Source organism: Winogradskyella algicola, from assembly GCF_005869935.1.
Lineage (GTDB): Bacteria > Bacteroidota > Bacteroidia > Flavobacteriales > Flavobacteriaceae > Winogradskyella > Winogradskyella algicola.
In genome coordinates this window covers 14,610-35,700 of record NZ_SZQF01000009.1, presented here as the reverse complement: position 1 = coordinate 35,700, position 21,091 = coordinate 14,610, and the positions used below count along the sequence as shown (strand labels likewise).

Annotated in this window: 24 protein-coding genes and 1 pseudogene; 16 read left to right on the top strand and 9 right to left on the bottom strand. The window is 33.1% G+C overall.

Annotated elements, in window-relative coordinates; translation table 11 throughout:
* Entirely contained in the window at positions 1-720 is a 720-nt protein-coding gene (locus FC091_RS13400; RefSeq protein WP_138434777.1) for a YwaF family protein, read from the top strand.
* Here the strand turns inward: FC091_RS13400 and FC091_RS13395 are convergent.
* The 7 genes from FC091_RS13395 to FC091_RS13365 all read right to left on the bottom strand — a co-directional run bounded on the left by FC091_RS13395 (position 713) and on the right by FC091_RS13365 (position 6,136).
* Positions 713-1,132 carry a VOC family protein gene (locus tag FC091_RS13395; protein WP_138434776.1) on the bottom strand — a complete coding sequence of 140 codons (420 nt, stop codon included), beginning with the start codon at positions 1,130-1,132 and terminating at the stop codon, positions 713-715. The genes FC091_RS13400 and FC091_RS13395 overlap by 8 nt on opposite strands.
* Before the next feature lie 14 nt (positions 1,133-1,146).
* On the bottom strand, positions 1,147-1,908 hold the full coding sequence (rluF, locus tag FC091_RS13390; RefSeq protein ID WP_138434775.1) for a 23S rRNA pseudouridine(2604) synthase RluF: 762 nt from the start codon (positions 1,906-1,908) through the stop codon (positions 1,147-1,149).
* Between the two features lie 24 nt (positions 1,909-1,932).
* Entirely contained in the window at positions 1,933-2,655 is a 723-nt protein-coding gene (locus FC091_RS13385; RefSeq protein ID WP_138434774.1) for an acetolactate decarboxylase, read from the bottom strand.
* A 9-nt stretch (positions 2,656-2,664) separates the two neighbouring features.
* Positions 2,665-3,492 carry an alpha/beta hydrolase gene (locus tag FC091_RS13380; RefSeq protein ID WP_138434773.1) on the bottom strand — a complete coding sequence of 276 codons (828 nt, stop codon included), beginning with the start codon at positions 3,490-3,492 and terminating at the stop codon, positions 2,665-2,667.
* Between the two features lies 1 nt (position 3,493).
* Positions 3,494-3,868 (bottom strand): cupin domain-containing protein, encoded by a 375-nt coding sequence (locus FC091_RS13375; RefSeq protein ID WP_076620417.1) that lies wholly within the window; start codon positions 3,866-3,868, stop codon positions 3,494-3,496.
* Positions 3,869-3,925: 57 nt separating this feature from the next.
* Positions 3,926-4,483 (bottom strand): hypothetical protein, encoded by a 558-nt coding sequence (locus FC091_RS13370; RefSeq protein WP_138434772.1) that lies wholly within the window; start codon positions 4,481-4,483, stop codon positions 3,926-3,928.
* Positions 4,484-4,597: 114 nt separating this feature from the next.
* Positions 4,598-6,136, bottom strand: coding sequence for a helicase HerA-like domain-containing protein (locus FC091_RS13365; RefSeq protein WP_138434771.1), 1,539 nt, complete (start codon positions 6,134-6,136; stop codon positions 4,598-4,600).
* A gap of 138 nt (positions 6,137-6,274) precedes the next feature.
* On the opposite strand from FC091_RS13365, the gene FC091_RS13360 reads away from it, so the two are divergent.
* Entirely contained in the window at positions 6,275-6,907 is a 633-nt protein-coding gene (locus tag FC091_RS13360; RefSeq protein ID WP_138434770.1) for a 7-carboxy-7-deazaguanine synthase QueE, read from the top strand.
* A 72-nt stretch (positions 6,908-6,979) separates the two neighbouring features.
* Complete coding sequence (locus tag FC091_RS13355) at positions 6,980-7,528, top strand: HNH endonuclease (RefSeq protein ID WP_138434769.1); 549 nt, start codon at positions 6,980-6,982, stop codon at positions 7,526-7,528.
* Positions 7,529-7,610: 82 nt separating this feature from the next.
* Here FC091_RS13355 and FC091_RS13350 read toward each other — a convergent pair whose 3' ends face one another.
* Positions 7,611-8,156 (bottom strand): DUF2911 domain-containing protein, encoded by a 546-nt coding sequence (locus FC091_RS13350; RefSeq protein ID WP_138434768.1) that lies wholly within the window; start codon positions 8,154-8,156, stop codon positions 7,611-7,613.
* A gap of 234 nt (positions 8,157-8,390) precedes the next feature.
* On the opposite strand from FC091_RS13350, the gene asnB reads away from it, so the two are divergent.
* The 4 genes from asnB (at position 8,391) to gyrB (ending at position 13,816) form a co-directional block, all read left to right on the top strand.
* Complete coding sequence (gene asnB, locus FC091_RS13345) at positions 8,391-10,052, top strand: asparagine synthase B (RefSeq protein ID WP_138434767.1); 1,662 nt, start codon at positions 8,391-8,393, stop codon at positions 10,050-10,052.
* Positions 10,053-10,246: 194 nt separating this feature from the next.
* Positions 10,247-10,816 (top strand): helix-turn-helix domain-containing protein, encoded by a 570-nt coding sequence (locus FC091_RS13340; protein WP_138434766.1) that lies wholly within the window; start codon positions 10,247-10,249, stop codon positions 10,814-10,816.
* A gap of 21 nt (positions 10,817-10,837) precedes the next feature.
* Positions 10,838-11,542 (top strand): CPBP family intramembrane glutamic endopeptidase, encoded by a 705-nt coding sequence (locus tag FC091_RS13335; RefSeq protein WP_138434765.1) that lies wholly within the window; start codon positions 10,838-10,840, stop codon positions 11,540-11,542.
* Positions 11,543-11,878: 336 nt separating this feature from the next.
* A complete protein-coding gene (gyrB, locus tag FC091_RS13330; RefSeq protein ID WP_138434899.1) occupies positions 11,879-13,816 on the top strand; it encodes a DNA topoisomerase (ATP-hydrolyzing) subunit B in 1,938 nt (645 codons plus the stop codon).
* 71 nt (positions 13,817-13,887) lie between these two features.
* Here gyrB and FC091_RS13325 read toward each other — a convergent pair whose 3' ends face one another.
* The gene (locus FC091_RS13325; RefSeq protein WP_394344071.1) at positions 13,888-14,448 is read right to left on the bottom strand and encodes a porin family protein; all 561 of its coding nucleotides are present in this window, start codon (positions 14,446-14,448) and stop codon (positions 13,888-13,890) included.
* A 217-nt stretch (positions 14,449-14,665) separates the two neighbouring features.
* Between FC091_RS13325 and FC091_RS13320 the strand changes: the two genes are divergently transcribed.
* From FC091_RS13320 to FC091_RS13285, 9 genes and pseudogenes are all read left to right on the top strand, one after another.
* A complete protein-coding gene (locus FC091_RS13320) occupies positions 14,666-15,682 on the top strand; it encodes a DUF6588 family protein (protein WP_138434763.1) in 1,017 nt (338 codons plus the stop codon).
* Between the two features lie 135 nt (positions 15,683-15,817).
* Complete coding sequence (gene mdh, locus FC091_RS13315) at positions 15,818-16,744, top strand: malate dehydrogenase (protein WP_138434762.1); 927 nt, start codon at positions 15,818-15,820, stop codon at positions 16,742-16,744.
* A gap of 415 nt (positions 16,745-17,159) precedes the next feature.
* Complete coding sequence (locus tag FC091_RS13310; RefSeq protein WP_138434761.1) at positions 17,160-17,465, top strand: hypothetical protein; 306 nt, start codon at positions 17,160-17,162, stop codon at positions 17,463-17,465.
* Between the two features lie 3 nt (positions 17,466-17,468).
* A complete protein-coding gene (locus FC091_RS13305; RefSeq protein ID WP_138434760.1) occupies positions 17,469-17,990 on the top strand; it encodes a hypothetical protein in 522 nt (173 codons plus the stop codon).
* A 141-nt stretch (positions 17,991-18,131) separates the two neighbouring features.
* A complete protein-coding gene (locus FC091_RS13300) occupies positions 18,132-18,575 on the top strand; it encodes a hypothetical protein (RefSeq protein ID WP_138434759.1) in 444 nt (147 codons plus the stop codon).
* Positions 18,575-19,279 (top strand): hypothetical protein, encoded by a 705-nt coding sequence (locus FC091_RS13295; protein ID WP_138434758.1) that lies wholly within the window; start codon positions 18,575-18,577, stop codon positions 19,277-19,279. Before FC091_RS13300 ends, FC091_RS13295 begins: the two co-directional genes overlap by 1 nt.
* Positions 19,276-19,899, top strand: a complete 624-nt coding sequence (locus tag FC091_RS13290; RefSeq protein ID WP_138434757.1) for a hypothetical protein — start codon at positions 19,276-19,278, stop codon at positions 19,897-19,899. Before FC091_RS13295 ends, FC091_RS13290 begins: the two co-directional genes overlap by 4 nt.
* A 266-nt stretch (positions 19,900-20,165) precedes the next feature.
* Positions 20,166-20,261, top strand: a pseudogene (locus FC091_RS15400) (malate dehydrogenase); the annotation flags it as partial.
* A gap of 73 nt (positions 20,262-20,334) precedes the next feature.
* Positions 20,335-20,949, top strand: a complete 615-nt coding sequence (locus FC091_RS13285; protein ID WP_138434756.1) for a hypothetical protein — start codon at positions 20,335-20,337, stop codon at positions 20,947-20,949.
* Positions 20,950-21,091: the final 142 nt, after the last annotated feature.

Below are 21,091 nucleotides of genomic sequence, written 5' to 3'. Positions count from 1 at the left end.
ATGTTTTTAGTGCAGGTTCTTGTCGGTTTTAGTAAAGTTACGATAGGAAGTTTGCAGCATGTCTTTCCAATAGTTTTTGCTTTAGGTTTTACAACTTGGCTCATCAAATACTCCAAAAAGCATTTAACCCAAAAACAGAAAGAAAATACAATACATGTATTAGCTTGTTTTGTATCTATTACAATTATTAGTTTCCACTTGTATAGGATAGGTTTTGATAATTATAACTTTAAAACGGATCTACCTTTATACCTCTGTAGTTTAATGGCTCTAATAATTCCCATATTTACTCATTATAGAAAATACTGGATGTTCGAAGTATTAGTCTTCTGGATTATTGGAGGAACGCTTCAAGGTGTTATTACACCAGATATTGCAGTAGGAATACCAAGTTTCGATTATTTTAGGTATTGGATAGTTCACTTAGGTTTATTGTCAATAATCTTCTATTTCATTTTTGTCTTAGAGATGAAACCAAGATTAAAAAGTGTTTTTAAGTCTTTTTTTGCCCTGCAATTGTATGTTGTTCTGATGGTAATGATTAATTATGCGCTTGATGCTAATTATTTTTATCTCAATGAAAAGCCAAAGTCAGCGTCATTATTAGATTATTTTGGTGATTGGCCTTATTACATTATAGTAGCGCAACTGATAGTTGTTCCTTTGTTTTTATTGATTTATTTACCATTCTATTTAGCAGAAAGAAAAATAGCTACTTAGCAAATAATTGACTCATATCTCTAAATGCTTTAAACTCTAAGGCATTTCCTGAAGGATCTTTAAAAAACATTGTAGCTTGTTCGCCTACTTGTTCTTTAAAACGGATATAAGGTTCAATAATAAATTTAATGTTTTTGCTTTTTAGCAATTCTGCAAAATCCTGAAAGGCTTGCCACTGTAAGACCACACCAAAATGTGGCACAGGTACATCTTTACCATCTACAGAATTAGTATGTGCGTCCTCCTTGGTTTTTGGTTTCAGATGGATCACTAATTGATGTCCAAAAAAGTTGTAATCTACCCAATGGTCGCTACTTCTGCCTTCTTCAAAATTTAAAGTATTAGTATAAAAATTTCTGCATTCCGAAAGGTTATGAACAGGAATTGCTAGGTGAAACGGAGATAAAGCCATAGTTTAATTAAATATCAATTTTTTCTGGTTCGACGTTGGTTTGGTTGAAACGTTTTCTTAGAGTCGCTTATTAATTCACTCAAAGTTTTAAACTCTTCCTTAGTAAGTTCTCGATATTTTCCTATGGGTATATCGAGCTTTATATTCATTATTCTTACCCGTTTTAAGGTTTGTACTTCGTAGTTTAAGTACTCGCACATTCTACGTATTTGTCGGTTTAAACCTTGGGTTAGTATGATACTAAACGTGTATTTATCTATTTTTTTAACGACGCATTTTTTGGTACGCTGTTTAAGTTCTTCAATATAGATGCCGCCTGCCATACGTTGAATAAATGTTTGCGAAATAGGCTTATCTACTGTGACAACATACTCTTTTTCGTGATTGTTGCTAGCACGTAGAATTTTATTAACGATATCACCATCGTCTGTGAGTAGAATTAACCCTTCGCTCGGCTTATCTAATCGACCTATTGGAAAAATGCGTTTAGGGTAATTGATGTAATCTATAATATTATCTTTTTCAACACGTGTATCTGTAGTACAAACAATACCAACAGGCTTGTTAAATGCTAAGTAGACGAAGTCTTGTTTGCGTTCGCCAATAACGTCTCCATCTACTTTTACCACATCGTCAGGTGCAACTTTAGTTCCCATTTCTGGTACAACATCATTAATCGTTACTCTGCCAGCATCGATTAATCGATCCGCTTCACGACGAGAGCAATAACCTGCTTCGCTGAGGTATTTGTTAAGGCGTTTTAAATCATCAGACATGTCGCAAAAATACAATAAAGTCTTTTAGGACTTAGGTAATAACAATAGCATTTCGTCAAAAATAACGCTATCTAAGTGTCCCATTTTAGTTTCATCTGTGGTGATAAGATGCATGTGTAAAAAAGAATCATGATGTGTAAAAATACCTTGGTGTTCGGTAGAGAAGAAACCAATGATTTCAACACTCTCATTATCTAATTCATAGTTGGTCTGGCCTTGATGTGCTTCTTTTGGAGAAGAGACTTTAGTACCTTCAGGTAAATTTTGAATATGAATTGTAGCTTTTGAAATACCACCTTCTAGTTTAAAAGTGAAAGGCCTCTTTTTGTCTTTTGTTTTACTATCGATGAATGTTTCTAAATCTTTAATAGATTTTACAGTGCTAGGTAATCTAATTTTATTCCATTCATTAACGTTAGCATAAACAAAAAATGGAGCTTCAGCATCAGGCATTTTTTTAACAGTCATTGTAGTGTCTGTAAGTACCTTCGACACATAAGTTTTACCATTATTGATGAGGATTTCACCACGCAAAAAGGCTTCAGGACCAAGACCGTAAAGTCCATTTTTTGGATTAATGGTGTCTAATTGTATTTTACTAAATAGTTCACCTTTCCACATGACATCTTTCATGGCTGCAACACTAACAACATCTGCATAAGTATTGTTTTGTTGCGCTTTGGTGTTTGGTTTGCAGTTAAAACAAAGCGATATTAAAAGAATGAAAAGTGTTTTATTATTCAGCATAATAAAGAACTAACGATTTATAAATCCTATAATTTTTGGTGTGAGCGATGCGTCTTTAAGGCCATGGCCAAAACCTTCGGTTTCTATAAGCTCAGAGTTTTTATAGCGATTGGCAAATAAGAGTGCATCTTCAAAAGGAATAATTTTATCCTTTTTATCATGAATGATTAATCCTTCAGCTTCAATAGTCTTTGTGAAGTTGGCTGCAGAAAAATAATCAACAGGTTTTCCAAAACGTTCATAAACGATATTGTCGAGGCCTTTAGAAATTCGTCTGTTATAGCCCATCATAGATTTGTATCTAGAGAATACTCCACTGAAATGGGCTGGTGCACCAAGCGAAACAATCTTGTTTACAAAAGGTAAATGATAGTTGTGTAAACTAAAAATTGTTGCCATGCCACCTACGGAGTGACCAAGAATAACTTCAGGTTCAAACTTTTTTGCCACTACAGAAATACAATCGGCATATAAAACAGCATTAAATTGACGACCACTGGATTTTCCATGCGCAGGTGCATCTAAAGCAATAATGTTGTACTCTTGAGCTTTTAAGTCATTGAGAATATAACTCCAACGTGACGCATTACTTTCCCATCCGTGAGCTAGTAAAATTGTTGGTCCATTACCTTGCCAATGGTACGTTGCAATGTTATGTCCGTTGCGGGACAAGGTTTCAAATTTAGCAGAAGCAACTAATGTTTTTTGGTTGTCTGTATAGCGACCTTTACGAGGTGAAGCGAATAGATGTAATGCCTTTTTTGAAGCGTATTTAGAAGAGATTAAGCTTGTAGCATTTAAAGCGTTACCGATAGATTTTATAACAAAACTGCTCATTTTACTCGTTTTCTCTGTTTACGGCTTCTATTGAAAATGCAGGTAAGCAAATAGCAATATATTCACAAGGTTGATCAAAAGGATTAGAATATTGAAGTCTTGTATTCTTCTCAACTTTAATAGATTGCCCTGCTTCTAAAACTATAGTTTCACCTTCTATTATAAACTGTTTTTTTCCTTTTATGATAAAGGTGTATTCGTCAAATTCTGGTGTTTGAAAAGGTTCACTCCAGCCAGGAGGTGCAACCATGTGAGCAATACTTATTTCTGAATTGCCATCAGTTGCATTTCCAAAATGTTCCTTAATAATTTTACCGTCATCAGTTGGTACAACAAATGGTGAATTTTGGATGGTATATTTTTTCTCTTTCTTCAATGTTTGTGCTACTGTTTACTGTTTACTGTGACTGAATACTGTTTACTTAAACCTTAATCACCAATGAATCATAAAATACTTAATCTTTGCCTTCTCTGGTATTTGAATAGGATCAATAGTTGCGTCCATGTCAAATCTGAGACTACTTGGTAATTCCTTTTTGTCAATAGTAAATGAAGCATTTATCTCATTAACAGAAACAACGACAGTATTGATAAGGTTATCAACTTTAGAAATTTTATAATTGTCTTTTATATCCTTAAACGTACTTAATGTTGAGATGTTTTTTTCTGTTCTGTAGCGCTCATCGTTAATGCGTACGCTAGAAATTACAGAAGTAGAGTCTAGGGCTTCTTTCGGCGATAAGTCTAAAAGCTTTTTACCGTTTTTATCAAATATTTCAATAACATTAACAGTACCTGCAAATTCATCACCAGAAACATATTTTACAACAGAGTCATTGCTGAAAACAGCATCTAAATCTTTTACGGTTGTAGAGTCTGTTAGCAACCCTATATTATACTTTTTAACTAAAAAAGGATCTACTGGTCTGTCATTAGAGCAACTTGTAAAAAGTATAGTTACAATTAAAATTATAAAAATTGTTTTCTTCATCTAATTTAAATTTTTCAAAAACTTATGATTTTGTTATCTAATTATTTGGTTAGATAATGGTCATTGTTTGCCAAATGCCCATTATGGGCTTTCATATCAAAGATTGAGGGTTTATTATTTTAGCATTTTGGTTAAAATTCCTAGTACACTTCTAATTACTGTTGGACTAGAGAGTACTTTTACTATTGGGTTTTGTCTTGTGCTTCGTCTTCTGCTTGTACTGGCTTTGCGTTTACTTTCTGCCTTTTTTAAAGCCGCTTTTTCGGCTTCAGCTTTATGTTTGGCTTCTTCAGCTTCTGCTTGTTTTATTTTTTCGTTTAGCATTTCATAGGCACTCTCTCTATCGACCTCTTTATTATATTTTTGAGCTAATTTAGATTGTGCTAATAAACTAACAAGTTCACTTTCTGTTAAGATATCCATACGGCTCATTGGTGCGCGCATCATTGTAGCGGCAAGTGGTGTTGGTTTTCCTTTTTCGTTTAATGCCGAAACTAAAGCTTCACCAATTCCTAAGGAAGTTAAAACTTCTGCAGTATCGTAATATTCTGTGTCTGGGTAGTTCTGTGCAGTTAACTTTATTGCTTTTCGATCTTTAGCAGTAAAAGCACGTAAGGCATGTTGCACTTTTAAGCCTAATTGTCCAAGCACAGCTTCCGGAACATCTGTAGGATTTTGAGTTACAAAATACAAGCCAACTCCTTTACTACGTATGAGTTTTACTACACTTTCAATCTGGTTTAAAAGAGCATCTGAAGCCTCATTAAAAATCAAATGTGCTTCATCAATAAACATAATCAATTCTGGTCTTCCGCTATCTCCTTGTTCTGGGAAGGTAGAATAAATCTCAGCCAAAAGACTCAACATAAATGTTGAAAACAACTTTGGTTTATCCTGAATATCTGTTAGTCTGATAATGTTGATATAACCAAGACCATTCTCATCTATTCTTAATAAATCTTGTGTATCAAAAGAGGTTTCTCCAAAGAATAAATCACCACCTTGTTGTTCTATTTCAATAATTTTTCTCAGAATTGCACCTGTTGATGCTGTAGAGATACGACCATAGGCTTCTTCGAATTCTTTTTTGCCTTCGCCTGTTGCGTATTGTAAAATTTTCTTAAAATCTTTTAGATCTAAAAGCGGCAATTTATGATCGTCACAATATTTAAAGATAACAGATATAATTCCGGCTTGTGTTTCGGTAACACCTAATATTCTCGAAATAAGAACTGGTCCAAATTCACTAATAGTAGCTCTAAGTCTAACACCATCTTGTTCGGATAAGGTTAAAATTTCAACAGGAAAAGATTTAGGGTCAAACGGAAGTCCTATTTTTTTATGACGCTCGTCAATTTTTGGATGACCTGGACTTGCCTTTGCTAATCCACTTAAATCACCTTTTATATCCATTAATAAAACCGGTACACCTTTTTCAGAAAGATTTTCCGCCAACACCTGAAGTGTCTTTGTTTTTCCTGTACCTGTTGCTCCAGCAATGAGACCATGACGGTTCATTGTTTTTAAAGGAATATTAACAAAGGCATTTGTTTTAGTTTCGCCATCTAACATAGCAGCACCTAAGGTGATGTAATCTCCTTTAAAAGTGTTGCCAGAATTAATATCGTTTATGAATTTTTCAGAATTACGCATTGATCAGAAAATTTGCATAAAAATAGTGTAATTTTAATCAAGTATAAAATTGAATTCATCGCTAAAACACCAATCTGTCTAGTACTTTAGTACTATCAACAACAGAATACTGAAGACTTATTGATATATTTGCCGACTATGACGAGAAGAGAACGACAAGAATTAATAGATAAAGGACATCTGTTACCTTTAATGGAAGAGTTTTATACTATTCAAGGTGAAGGATATCATAAAGGTACTGCTGCATATTTTGTAAGAATTGGTGGTTGCGATGTAGGTTGCCACTGGTGCGATGTAAAGGAAAGTTGGCTAGCAGAGTTGCATCCACCTACTGAAACGGAAAAAATTGTAGCCAATGCTGTAAAGTATAGTAATACAATTGTTGTTACAGGAGGTGAACCACTAACTTGGGATATGGGACCACTAACTGAGCAGTTAAAAGCCAAAGGTGTGCAAACACATATTGAAACTTCTGGAGCATATAAATTAACGGGTCAATGGGATTGGATTTGTTTATCTCCTAAAAAAGTAAAATTACCTACCGAAGAAATTTACGATAAGGCACACGAGTTAAAATGTATAATCTACAATAAAGACGATTTTAAATTTGCAGAACAACAAGCAGCCAAAGTAAATAGGGATTGTATTCTGTACTTGCAACCAGAGTGGAGTAAGCGCGAAAAAATGATGCCACAGATTGTAGATTATGTAATGGCTAACCCAAAATGGAAGGTGTCTCTACAAACACACAAATACCTAAACATACCGTAAATACTAGTAAGAATTAAGCTTTCTTATTTTTTTTGTATTTTTACAGAACCCTTAATTAATAATAAATACGCAATGATTCGAAATTTCTGGAACGAGGAATGGAAAATCGTAGTTTTTGATGATTTTGTTCATCCAGATGAACAATTTAAAGTTTCTAATTATGGCCGTCTAATTCGAATTAGAGATGGTGAAGAGAAACTTTTTAATCCTTATAATATGCATGGCTACCTCTATTTTAGAGTAAAAAAAAAGCAAAAAGGAAAATTCAAAACCTACTATGTCCATAAGCTCATGGCGCAACATTTCTTAGTGCAAAATGATGGTATTTACGTTATACATTTAGATTATGATAAGTTAAATAATCATATCGATAATCTTAAATGGGCTACAAAACGAGAAAAAGAAATACATCAGTTTAGCAATCCTAATTACAAAAAGCCCAAAAAATTAACATCAGCGAAGCTTACTGAAATTGATGTTATGAGAATAAAAAAAATGCTAAATAACCCAAACAGAAAAACACGGTTAAAGATTATTGCTAAACAGTTTGGTGTAAGTACAATGCAATTACAAAGGATTAAAACAGGAGAAAATTGGGCGCATGTTCCTGCCTTAAAATAGGTACTGTTTTTTTTATTTTTAAATAAAAAATCGATTGAAACCAAAGCATTTCAATCGATTTGTATTTTTAATTCTTAAATACTTATTTAGTAAAGGGTACCACAACTCTAACAGTGTCCCAACCCATGTGCATGTGTACACCATTATCAGATGCCTCAAAAGCTATAGAAAAAGCCTCTAGAGATTCATCATCTTTACTAGTAGGTACAGTAATTCTGGCTACATCATTTTCTTCATTGTAAAAATAGCTTCCCCAAACATTTAAATCTGTACTAAGAATAACGGTCCATTCTTTTTCTCCAGGAATCGCATATACAGTATAGGTGCCTTCTTTCACATCTGCTCCATTCAGTTTCATATCGGAATATACATGGAGTTCGGCTGCTTCATTGGCTCCTAGTCTCCATACTTTTCCAGGCTTAGCTAAATCATATACCTCTCTGTCCTTTAACTGAGGTCTGCTGTAAACTATTTTTATCAGTTTGTCAGATACTTTGTAATCACTTGGGTAAGATGCCGCATCCATAGGGCTTTTATCTAATCCTGAAAATTTTTGAGCCTCAGCATTAAAAGATAGGAGTAGAGCAAATGCAAAGGCAATGGTTGCAATTAGTCGTGTTGTTTTCATGTTTTTGGTTTTTTAGTTTTAATAAAATTAGGTTTTGATAAATCAAATGGTCGAAAAGAAATCCTAAAGTTTACAGATTAAAAGTTAAACAGGTGATTTGGGTTGTTTTAACTTTTAATAATTTTAAAATTAAATGAGTTGTGTTTTATATTGAAATCATTATGGCTGTTTATGTTTAAAAAATGAAAGTTTAATTTCATATTTGTTTCATAATTAATAATAAAAGAAAGAGTTATGTGCGGAATAGTATGTGCGTTTGATATAAAACAAAAATCAGAAGATTTAAGACCTCAGGTGTTAGAAATGGCAAAGACGATTCGTCATAGAGGGCCAGACTGGAGTGGTATTTACAGTAATGAAAAAGCAATTTTGGCTCACGAGCGTTTGGCCATTGTTGATCCTGCATCAGGAAAACAGCCACTATTTAGTGGAGATAAAAAGTTGATTTTAGCAGCAAATGGAGAAATCTATAACCATAAAGCCTTACGTGCTCAATTTCCAGATTATAAGTTTCAAACTAAAAGTGACTGTGAAGTTATTCTTGCACTCTATAAGGCGAAAGGTGTTGACTTTGTAGATGAAATGAACGGCATTTTCGGCTTTGCCATTTACGATGTTGATAAAGATGAGTACTTCATAGCAAGGGATCACATGGGAATCATTCCATTATATATGGGCTGGGATAAGCACGGAACATTCTATGTGGCTTCAGAATTAAAAGCTCTTGAAGGTGTGTGTACAAAAATTGAATTATTCCCTCCAGGGCATTACATGTCTAGTACAAATGGCGAGTTTGTAAAATGGTATAAGCGCGATTGGGAAGACTATGATGCTGTTAAAGATAACGAAACTAGTATTGAAGAAGTAAAACAAGCATTAGAAGATGCGGTACACAGACAGCTTATGAGCGATGTGCCATATGGTGTTTTATTATCAGGTGGTTTAGATTCTTCTGTAACATCAGCAATAGCAAAAAAATATTCTCAACGACGTATAGAAGCTGATGATAAAGAACAAGCTTGGTGGCCACAATTGCATAGCTTTTCTGTAGGATTGGAAGGGTCACCAGATTTGGCTGCAGCACAAAAAGTTGCAGATCATATTGGGACCATTCATCATGAAATAAAATTTACTATACAAGAAGGCTTAGACGCTATTAAAGATGTTATATACAATATTGAAACGTATGATATAACTACAATACGTTCCTCTACACCAATGTATTTAATGGCTCGTGTTATTAAATCTATGGGAATAAAAATGGTGCTATCTGGCGAAGGGGCAGATGAGATTTTTGGTGGTTATCTTTACTTTCACAAAGCGCCAAATGCAAAAGAATTTCATGAAGAAACGGTTCGTAAGTTAGACAAATTGCATATGTATGATTGCTTGCGTGCTAACAAAAGTTTAATGGCTTGGGGAATAGAAGGTCGCGTACCATTTTTAGATAAAGAGTTTATTGATGTGGCAATGCGCATCAACCCAAAAAACAAAATGATTAATGGCGAGCGAATGGAGAAATGGGTAATTCGTAAAGCCTTTGAGGATTATTTACCTGAAAGTGTAGCGTGGAGGCAGAAAGAACAATTTAGTGATGGTGTGGGTTATAGCTGGATTGATACTTTAAAAGAAATTGTAGAAAAAGAAGTCACGGACGAGCAATTGACAAATGCTAAATTTAGATTTCCAATAAACACACCATTAAATAAAGAGGAATATTATTATCGCTCTATTTTTGAGTCGCATTTTCCAAGTGATGCAGCAGCATTAAGTGTACCGCAAGAAGCAAGCGTAGCTTGTAGTACTGCCACAGCACTAGAATGGGACGAAGCGTTTAAGAATATGAATGAGCCTTCTGGTAGAGCTATTGCCAATGTTCACGATGATGCATATTAATATATTTAGTTTGAGTTTTTTAAAGGTTGGTTTTTATACCAACCTTTTTGTTTTTAAACAATCTCTGTGTTTTATAAGGTCGTATTATGTAGTTTGAAACCCTTATATTTACTGTAAATGACAGATAGATGACATTAAATGTCGTGTAAAAAACCAATTCTTAGTTCTAGATTTGTGTCATCAAAATACACAAAATGAAGAATCAAACATTAAGTGAGAATTTAATCTACCAAAGAAAGTTAAAAGGATTCACGCAAGAAGAACTTTCTGATAAAACTACAGTAACCGTACGAACGATTCAGCGCATAGAAAAAGGAGATGTGCAGCCACATTTACAAACGGTAAGATTGTTGGCCACTGGGTTGGGTATTGAAGTAGACGATTTATTGGTGTTAGATGATCCAAAGGAAGAAACTATTCAACGTAAATGGATGTTATTAATACATGGCTCGCCTTTTTTCGGTCTTATTATTCCTCTAGCAAATGTGTTATTTCCATTATTCATCTGGATAAGTAAGGCCAATGGCAATAAAATTTATGACGAACATGGGAGAGCAGTGGTCAACTTTCACATTACCTTAAATGTACTCTTGTTAATTTCATTACTTACATTTTTCATAATACCTGGGTTTAACTTTTTCTTTACTGGCGGTATTTTTCTTTTCGGAATAATTGTAAGTATTATTAATGTTTCTTCGGCCTTAAACAAACAAACTTGTAAATACCCTTTATCAATCCCTTTTTTAAAACCTAAAAAAGACTAACACTAATCACATTTATAGAATATGCTAGGATTATTAATCATAATAGTAATCTCTTGGTTACTATTGCATTTTTTTGAACAGAAAAGTATTGATGCGCTTGGTATTATGCCAAGTGTCAATAGGGCTTTTCAATTTTTTGTAGGTTTCATTATTATCTCGCTTATAGCATTGATTAACATCTATGTTGAAACTAGAATTTTAAATATAGACTGGGAATTAAAAACAGTAAGTTACAGGACTATTTTTAACGCTTTATGGTATCATTTAAAGTCTGCATTAACCGAAGATTTAATATTTAGAGGAGCCATTCTTTATATTCTCATAAGAAGAATTGGTGCGAAATGGGCCATTTTTATTTCTGCTTTATTTTTTGGTGTGTATCATGTATTTTCTTATGGTATGATGAATGAACGACTTATCCCTATTCTATATGTCATTTTGGTGACTGGGTTTACAGGATATGTTTGGGCATACAGTTTTTATAAAACTAAATCTATAATGATGGGTTTTGGTTTTCATCTAGGTATAAATATTACAAATTCATTCTTTTTTGAATCTCAGCCTTATGGTGAACTCATTTTTGAAGCTATATCTAAGGTAGAATTAAGGGATTGGGACTGGCTTTATTTTAGTCCTTTCAAAGGATTGTTTCCTTCGGTAATAACATTGGCTTCAATACTTTATTTGATGCAATTAAAGTTTTTCAAATTAAAGGATATTGTTTAAAATGAAAACTATGTCGATTTTGAAGATTTATTGAAAAAAAATGACCTAAATTTCATTTCGATTTATATTATGGTTCATCCAAAACTTCACTTCTAAGCTGCTTTTTTAAATTTCAATTTTTAGTTAGGTTCAAAAATCATTAAAATCCAATTTAAGGCACTTTTTAAGCGTTTTAAGACATTTTTAAGTTTTTAACAATTGTTGATAATTATTGCTTAAAGTCGATAAAAAGCTATGTTTAGGCTTTAATTTTTTGTATCTTTGAAAGTACTCAAAAGAGACGCGACAAGCGTCTTTTTTGCTGTAAAGTTAGAACTAAATCTTATTAATAATAAAATGAGCGAAGAAAACAAAAAACAGTATGGCGCAGACAGTATCCAAGCCCTAGAAGGGATGGAGCACGTGCGTATGCGTCCGTCAATGTATATTGGTGATGTAGGTACAAGAGGATTACACCATTTGGTATATGAAGTTGTAGATAACTCTATTGATGAAGCTTTAGCTGGCCATTGTGATAATATTACTGTAACTATAAATGAAGATAATTCTATAACTACAGAAGATGATGGTCGTGGTATTCCGGTTGGTCTTCACAAAAAAGAAGGAGTATCTGCATTAGAAGTTGTTATGACTAAGATTGGTGCAGGTGGTAAGTTCGATAAAGACTCATATAAAGTATCAGGTGGTCTGCATGGTGTAGGTGTAAGTTGTGTTAATGCATTATCAGAGCATTTAAAGGCTACCGTTTACAGAGAAGGTAAGATATGGGAGCAAGAATACGAACGTGGTAAAACTATGTATCCTGTAAAAGTAGTTGGTGAATCTGACAAAACAGGAACTATTGTAACCTTTAAACCAGATCCACAAATTTTTCAACAAACATTAGAGTACAACTACGATACGCTAGCTAGCCGTATGCGCGAGTTGGCATATCTTAATAAAGGTATTACTGTTCATTTGATAGATCGTCGTAACAAGAAGGAAGATGGCTCTTTTGAAGGTGAAACATTCTATTCCGAAGAAGGGCTTTCAGAATTTGTGAGGTTTTTAGATGGCAATAGAGAGCCTCTAATGAACGATGTTATTTCATTTGAAGGAGAAAAGAACGGAGTTCCTGTTGAGGTAGCAATGGTCTACAACACATCTTACGCTGAGAATTTACATTCTTATGTAAACAATATTAACACCCACGAAGGAGGTACACACCTTTCTGGTTTTCGCAGAGGTTTAACACATACACTTAAAAAGTATGCTGATGGATCAGGTATGCTAGATAAATTGAAGTTTGATATTTCTGGTGATGATTTTCGTGAAGGGTTAACAGCTATTGTTTCTGTAAAAGTAGCAGAGCCTCAGTTTGAAGGTCAGACCAAGACCAAACTTGGTAACCGTGAAGTTTCGGCATCTGTTTCACAAGCAGTCTCCGAGATGCTAACCGATTACTTAGAGGAACATCCTGATGACGCTAAAACTATTGTGCAAAAAGTAATCTTAGCAGCGCAAGCACGTCATGCAGCACAGAAAGCTCGCGAAATGGTGCAGCGTAAAACAGTGATGAGTATTGGCGGATTACCAGGAAAATTATCTGACTGTTCAGAACAAGACCCAGAAAAATGTGAATTGTATCTTGTAGAGGGAGATTCTGCAGGTGGAACAGCTAAGGCTGGACGAGATAGAAACTTTCAAGCAATTCTGCCATTAAGGGGTAAGATTCTTAATGTTGAAAAAGCAATGCAGCACAAGGTGTTTGAGAATGAGGAAATCAAAAATATCTTTACAGCATTGGGTGTTACTATTGGTACCGAAGAAGATCCGAGAGCATTAAATCTTTCAAAATTAAGATACCACAAAATTGTCATTATGTGTGATGCTGATATTGATGGTAGTCATATTGCAACCTTAATTCTAACATTTTTCTTCAGATATATGAGAGAATTGGTAGAAAATGGGCACGTTTATATTGCTACTCCACCATTGTATTTAGTTAAAAAAGGTGCTAAAAAACAATATGCATGGTCAGATAAAGAACGAGATGCTATTATTTCAGAATTTGGGGAGAATTCAAAAATTCAAAGATATAAAGGTCTTGGTGAAATGAATGCAGAGCAACTTTGGGACACCACAATGGATCCAGAATTTAGAACTATGCGTCAAGTTCAGATTGATAATGGTACAGAAGCAGATCGTATATTCTCTATGCTAATGGGAGATGAAGTGCCACCACGTAGAGAGTTTATTGAAAAGAATGCTATATATGCAAATATCGATGCATAATTAACAACAGTATACAAAAATAAAAACCGCATAATCTCCTATGCGGTTTTTTTTATGCTTTAATGTTTCTGTTAGAAATCGAATCCTATAGAAAATTGCCAGACTCTGTTTTTAGGGTTACCTTCTTCATAGATATCTCCAAGTCCAAGGTGGTATCTTACACCTAAGTTAATGCCAGAATTGGTTTTAATGCCACCACCAAAATTAACTCCCCAATCAAAACTATTAGGGTCAAACTCTTGTGAAGTGTCAAATAGATTAAAACTACTGTCAAATTCTTCTTTGTGAGAAATTGCTAAACCTATCTGAGGACCAACTTCTAAGAAAAAGTTTTTGTCTGGATACATTTTAAACATTAATGGTACATTGATGTAGTCTAGCTTTTGTGTAAATGTACCTCCATTATTTTCAATCTCGTAACCTTGTTGTGAGTATATAAGCTCTACTTGTAAAGCTATGCTTTCTGTAAAGAATGACTCACCATAGAAACCAACATGAAAGCTATGTCGTTGACCAGTTTCGCTATCTTCATCAAAACTTACAGCAGCTAAATTGTAACCACCTTTAATTCCAAAGTTTGAAGTTTTTGTTGTATCATCGCTTTGTGCATACACACCAAAATTGAAAAAAATTAATAGGAGTATTGAACTTGTAAATAGTTTGATTTTAATTTTTTTAAGATTTGGTTATTGTAATAAGTTATTACGATTATATACGTAGTTACATTAAATAAGGTTTAAATTCTATTAAAATAGAATTAAAACAACGATAAAAAGCAATTAATAACGACAAAATGCATTTTTTTGCGTTATTTTAATATATTTGTAACTAATGATAAACTTAACCTAAATGAAAAAAATTGTTTTATCTCTGGTCTTGTTTGTATGTGTTTTTTCTCTAAAAGCTCAAAATGACATAGATGTACTTTTAGCAGCAGGTGTAGATGATGCCCAGCGTTTTGCTAATGATTATTTAGCGCCTGGAACCAATGGTGTTATGCATAGTATGAATACCAATTGGTTTAATTCAGCTAAAGTCAAACCATTAGGAGGTTTTGAGATTTCGCTAGTAGCTAATGCATCTTTAGTTGGTGATGATGATAAGAGCTTTGGTATGAACGCAGCCGATTATAATAATGTTCAGTTTGTTACAGGGCCTAGTGTACAAAATGTAGCAACTGTTTTAGGCGAAAACGACCCTTCAATTTTTGTTGAAGTTGAGTACGACGACCCTATTTTTGGATCTCAAACCGCAGAGTTTGAATTGCCTCAAGGTATAGGAGAAGACAGTTATAATTTAATTCCTTCTGCGGCTTTACAAGGTGCAGTAGGTTTAGGAAGTGGCATAGAGGTCAAAGCACGTTACTTGCCAAAAATAGATACAGATGAAGTAACTTTTAATATGTATGGTGCTGCACTACAGTTAGAATTTACAGAATGGTTGCCAGCAGATAAGATTTGGCCAGTTGCATTATCTGCATTAGTGGCTTATAATCATATAGATGGTTCATATAATCTTACGGAATCTTCTGGTATAGAAGGTGAAAATCAAAGATTAGAAAACAAGACAAATACATGGTTGTTTCAGATGATAGTGTCTACAAAATTGCCTGTGTTTAATCTTTACGGAGGTTTAGGTTACTTAAAAGGTACATCTGAGTCAGATTTATTGGGGAGTTATAGGGTAACAGATGGTATTTTAACTTCTCAAACTATAGTAGATCCGTTTTCAGTATCAAGTGATGTTTCGGCAGTTAGAGGTACAGTAGGTTTTAAACTGAAATTAGGATTTTTTAGACTTAACGGAGAATATCACATATCAGAGTTTGATGCCTTCTCAGTAGGTGTTAATTTTGGGTTCAGATAAAATCAAATTAGATATATCTTAAAGCAGTCTGAAAAGGCTGCTTTTTTATTTTAGATACATGACATAAATCATGGAATTTAGATTGTAAAACCGTAAATTTGTGTCACATTTTTAACGATTTAAATAAAAAATAAAATGAAAGTAACCGTAGTTGGCGCTGGTGCAGTTGGCGCAAGTTGTGCAGAATACATCGCGATTAAAAATTTTGCATCTGAAGTTGTTCTATTAGACATCAAAGAAGGTTATGCAGAAGGTAAAGCAATGGACTTAATGCAAACAGCTTCTTTAAATGGTTTTGATACTAAAATTACAGGAAGTACAAATGATTATTCAAAAACTGCAAATAGTGATATTTGTGTTATTACTTCTGGTATTCCTCGTAAGCCAGGTATGACTCGCGAAGAGTTAATAGGTATTAACGCTGGTATTGTAAAAACAGTTTCTGCCAACTTAGTTGAGCATTCGCCAAATACGATTTTAATTGTAGTGAGTAACCCTATGGATACAATGACGTATTTAGCTCACAAAACTACAGACTTGCCAAAACATAGAATTATAGGAATGGGTGGAGCTTTAGATTCTGCTCGTTTTAAGTACAGATTAGCTGAAGCTTTAGAAGCTCCAATCAGCGATGTAGATGGTATGGTAATAGGTGGTCATAGCGATAAAGGTATGGTGCCATTAACATCACATGCCACAAGAAATAGTATTAAAGTCTCTGAGTTTTTATCAGAAGAACGCTTAAATCAAGTAAAAGAAGATACTAAGGTGGGTGGAGCAACCTTAACAAAATTGTTAGGAACCTCTGCGTGGTATGCGCCAGGTGCTGCTGTTAGTGGATTGGTACAAGCAATTGCTTGCGATCAAAAGAAAATGTTCCCATGTTCTACATTGTTAGAAGGTGAGTATGGATTGAGCGATCTTTGTATTGGTGTGCCAGTAATCTTAGGCAAAAATGGTATCGAAAAAATAGTAGATGTACCATTAAGCGATGCAGAAAAGCAACATTTAGCAGAAAGCGCTGAAGGTGTTAAAAAGACAAATGGTCTTTTAGAATTATAAGACTTAGGTCATTAAATTATATATAAATAAAGACTGCAGAAATGCGGTCTTTATTTTTTATTACATTCTCGTTATAATTATTGTAAATTTAAGGTTTTTACGATTTTACACCTTTTCTTTTGAATTTAATTAATTTTTTAGAGTTTCTATCTTTCCAATATTTTTAAGTGTCATACTTTAACAATATGATTTGTATCAATTAGATAAAAGCTAAGGTAGTTTTATCTAAAAACCGTCTGATATATTGGCAGTAACTAAATATGTTATTTTATAAATATACTTATTTCCCACTTATTTAACTATATAAACACTTATTGTCCTATATTTTGATAGAAAACTTATATATACTAAATTTAGCAACCCTCTTAGAACTGATTTATAGCTACATTATGTAACTTATAAATCAAATATAAAAATGAAAAACAAATTTCTAATTCCAATCCTATTATTAGGATTGCTAACGCTTTACTTTGCTTGCCAAAAAGATGACGCTATTACTCTAGAACAAAGTTCTAAACAAAAAATACCAAAAATAGAAACCGTATCCTATGACCAAGTCAATCAAACTTTTAACAGACTAGTAAGCGACCTGCATATCGAAAACTATCTGCAACTGCCTCATGATTCTCACCTACAGGGAAGAAACACACTCGATACTTTAGGCATTAAAATTGATACTGATGTCATAAAACAAGTTACACTAGACGATTACACCTCTTAATCCATGAAAATAATACAAGAGGTCGATACAACAGCATTTTACAACCTTACCATAGAGGATAAAAATGGACAATCTAAAATGCTCGTTACCAAATACAGTCCAACCCAAAATTGGCTGAACGATAAAAAGCAACCTTTTGAGGGCACCATTACTTCCTTTGGAGATGGTGATTTCAACAATCCTACAAATAGTGTAACAGACCTTACTTGGGTGTTTGACCACGAAGGTGGTGCAGGCGAAGAGAGTTTACCATCAGAATTTAGTCCAGAATACCCTTGGGACTGTGATGGTATAGTACTTGTTACCTACGAAACCCTGTCACTTTGTTACTGTATGGATCATTTGCCTGGCAATTGTAGTCCGCAAGGTTGTTCTGATGGTTTTAGAGACGTACAGATCCCTTATTACAGTTGTATGACCATGGATGACGGCTGGTCTGGCAATGACCCAAACGATCCTGTAAATACAGATCCTGATGATGATCTTGGGCAAAATCCATCTGATACTGGCTCACCATCCGACTAAGAATCTATAACTGTTATTGTTGGCGGTAGTGAAGAGTGTGAATTACCTGAAGATATAATTGACCAAGATAAAGATGGAGATTGTGATGTAGATGCTATAGATTGCCAATTAGGTGGCAACAGCCAAGAAGTCTGTGAGTGTGTGGCTGAAGGGAATGATCTTGAAGAGTGTATTAATGAAGAACAAAGTTTAACTGTAATATGTGGCAATTATAACTTTACTCAAATAGGAAATTCTCAATATGCTAATATTTCAAATTTACACATTGAATTTTATGTCCAAACTAGTGTGAGTACTTATGATGTTATTGATATTAATCTGAATGAAATTTGTGTAAGCATCCCATATCTTTCTACCATTGGAGCTTCTAATGCATTTAATAGTGCGTGGGAAGACTCTAAGGTTAGGCTTTTTGACGAAGTTGGAGGAAACCCTTTACAATATAATAGTATTACAGCAACTCTTTTGTTTAAAGAATTTTTACTCGAAGAATTAATAATTGAGCAATCAGGTTCTTCTTTTAGTTCAGCACCATGTGATAACGTTCCTACAAACGAGGCTGTTTATTGTATAAATGATGATTAATGGGAAAAAGATTTGAAAGTAATATAGAGAAACTTAAATCTATTGCACCAAAGATTTATAGTATACTAAACATAAATTATAATCTTGAGGATGGATTTCTCCATAAGGAAAAAAAAGAGATAAATAATAAGCTGATACAAAAATATATTGTTAATAAAAAAGTTTTTAACCATGTTTGGGTTCAAGGCTTTTGCAAAGCAGTTGAAGAAGAATTAAAGTTACCAGTTGTTGGTGCAACGTTTGGGACGACACCAAATTATGGAGGATATGTTCAGTTAGGAAAGAAAGGTAACCAAGTTATTGAACTACATTTTTATGTAAGCTTAATACTTAATGTTTTCTCTATTCATATTGCATATATTAGTGAAGAGCCAAAAATACAGGTGAAAAACAATAGCCCTAAAAATTATATCAATCGAAAAATAGATGTTTTAGTAGTTTCACCTACTGATGGATTTTTTGATGAAGAATTTAAATTTATTGAAAATCTAATAAATAATAAATTTAATGGTGTTTTATTTTTACCTTTTGCATTGGATGCTATGGATATTGATAAGTTAAAAGTTACAATGAGTGGTTTTAATAATTTCAATTGCCGTCTAGGAGGTGTATTTTTTTCAAAATTTCTTCCTTATAATTATATGATAAATGAAATTCCTCAGATAGTTGGAAATGAAAACTATAAAATAGACAAATTAAAATGAACATAATAAAGAAAATCATATTCTCAGTATTTGTAATAGCAAACATATTATTAAATGCACAAGAATTAGAAGGAAAATGGATACATATGAAAGGAATAAACGTAATGTCAAAACCTACTATTCCTGTGATTGAGTTCAAAGAAGGCAAGATGATTAGTTATGATTTTAATCGACCTATTGATTCGACTTCAATTGTGGTATCTAACAATTTTATTACTTATCCTTCCGGAGTTAAAGCTAATTTTGAATTCCTTAGTGACAATGTCATTCTATTAAATACTAATCCAGATAAGAGTTTAATGATGAAGTATTTTAAAATAGAGGAAACTGATACCGATTTAAATGAAGATGACATTAAAATGAAAATATCTTGTTTAGAATTATATGTTGATGAGAATAAAGAATTAAAAATAAAGCAATCTTCTAATTCAGATTCCAAGACGTTAGAGGATATAACATATAAAGGATTCAGCATTGAAAAAATAAACGAAACGTATTTTCTTGCTATTTATATTGACGAATTGTTACAATATGTGTTTCCTATTGAAGAAATAAACAGAACAAGCATGACAATTTTTAATTCTAGTTTAAATAAGATGATTGTTCAAAATTGTGAATAAGCTTTTTTCAGACGAAAAATCATTGTTTTTATGACAAAAAAAATAGCTATAATCATTACTTTACTTCTGTTAGGTTTTTTATTAAGAAATTATTTTTTTAATGTAAATATTTACGAAACATACTACTTAATAAGTTATTCATACATCTTTATTTTGGTTGCATTATTATTTATGCTAAATATTGTATTTAAATTACTTAAAAAATATATTTTATAAATAGAAGAGTATTATTTGTTAGTGATATATCTGTTAATGGTATCTATCGAAAAATAGTAGATGTGCTGTTAAGCGATGCAGAAAAGCAACATTTAGCAGAAAGCGCTGAAGGTGTTAAAAAGACAAATGGTCTTTTAGAATTATAAGACTTAGGTCATTAAATTATATATAAATAAAGACTGCAGAAATGCGGTCTTTATTTTTTGTTATATTTGCCGAATGCGCACCAAATTACATTTTGGTATTATAATAGTTCTATTAGCTTTTTTAGGAAGGTTTATAGAAACTCCTGCTACTCCTAATCAAGAGATTACTGTTCAGTTTTCTGATGTAAACGTTACCAAAATTGAAGTGCAAAATGCGCTTCAGGATATTCAGCAAAAACTACATAAAATAGGTGCCGAAAATTTTGTAATACGTTATGACGATTCAGGAAGTTTTAAAATCGCATACTACAGCGCTACTGATGCTCAAAGTATAGAACAAATTCTGTCCGACAATAGTGATTTTAACCTTTTGTTCGGAATAGATTCAAACACTTCGAATAAAAATTCCGACACTAAAATTGTAAAGGACTACAAACTTAATGTGTCTGAAATAAAAAAGGATAGTCAAACTAACGACTGGGATTTTGATAGAGTTCAAATTACAGAACACAATCAAAAAACAGATCGATTTAATACAATAAAAAAAGTTGTTTCAGGCTATTTAAACCAAGTTGATGCTATAAATCAACTCACACAAACAGCTTTTAAAATTAATGATTCTGTATATGGCATAAGTGGTAAAAAAACGTATTGCATACCAGAAGTTAGAGCAGGACCTTTAGCTTAAGGAATTAAAATAAAGTAATTCCAGCACTTTCCATTTCACTTTTGAATCAATCAAAAGACACAAAAAAATAATTTATAACATAAAAAATCAATTGTCTGATTATACGGTAAATTCTATATTTGCGCGTTAAAAATTAGACGTA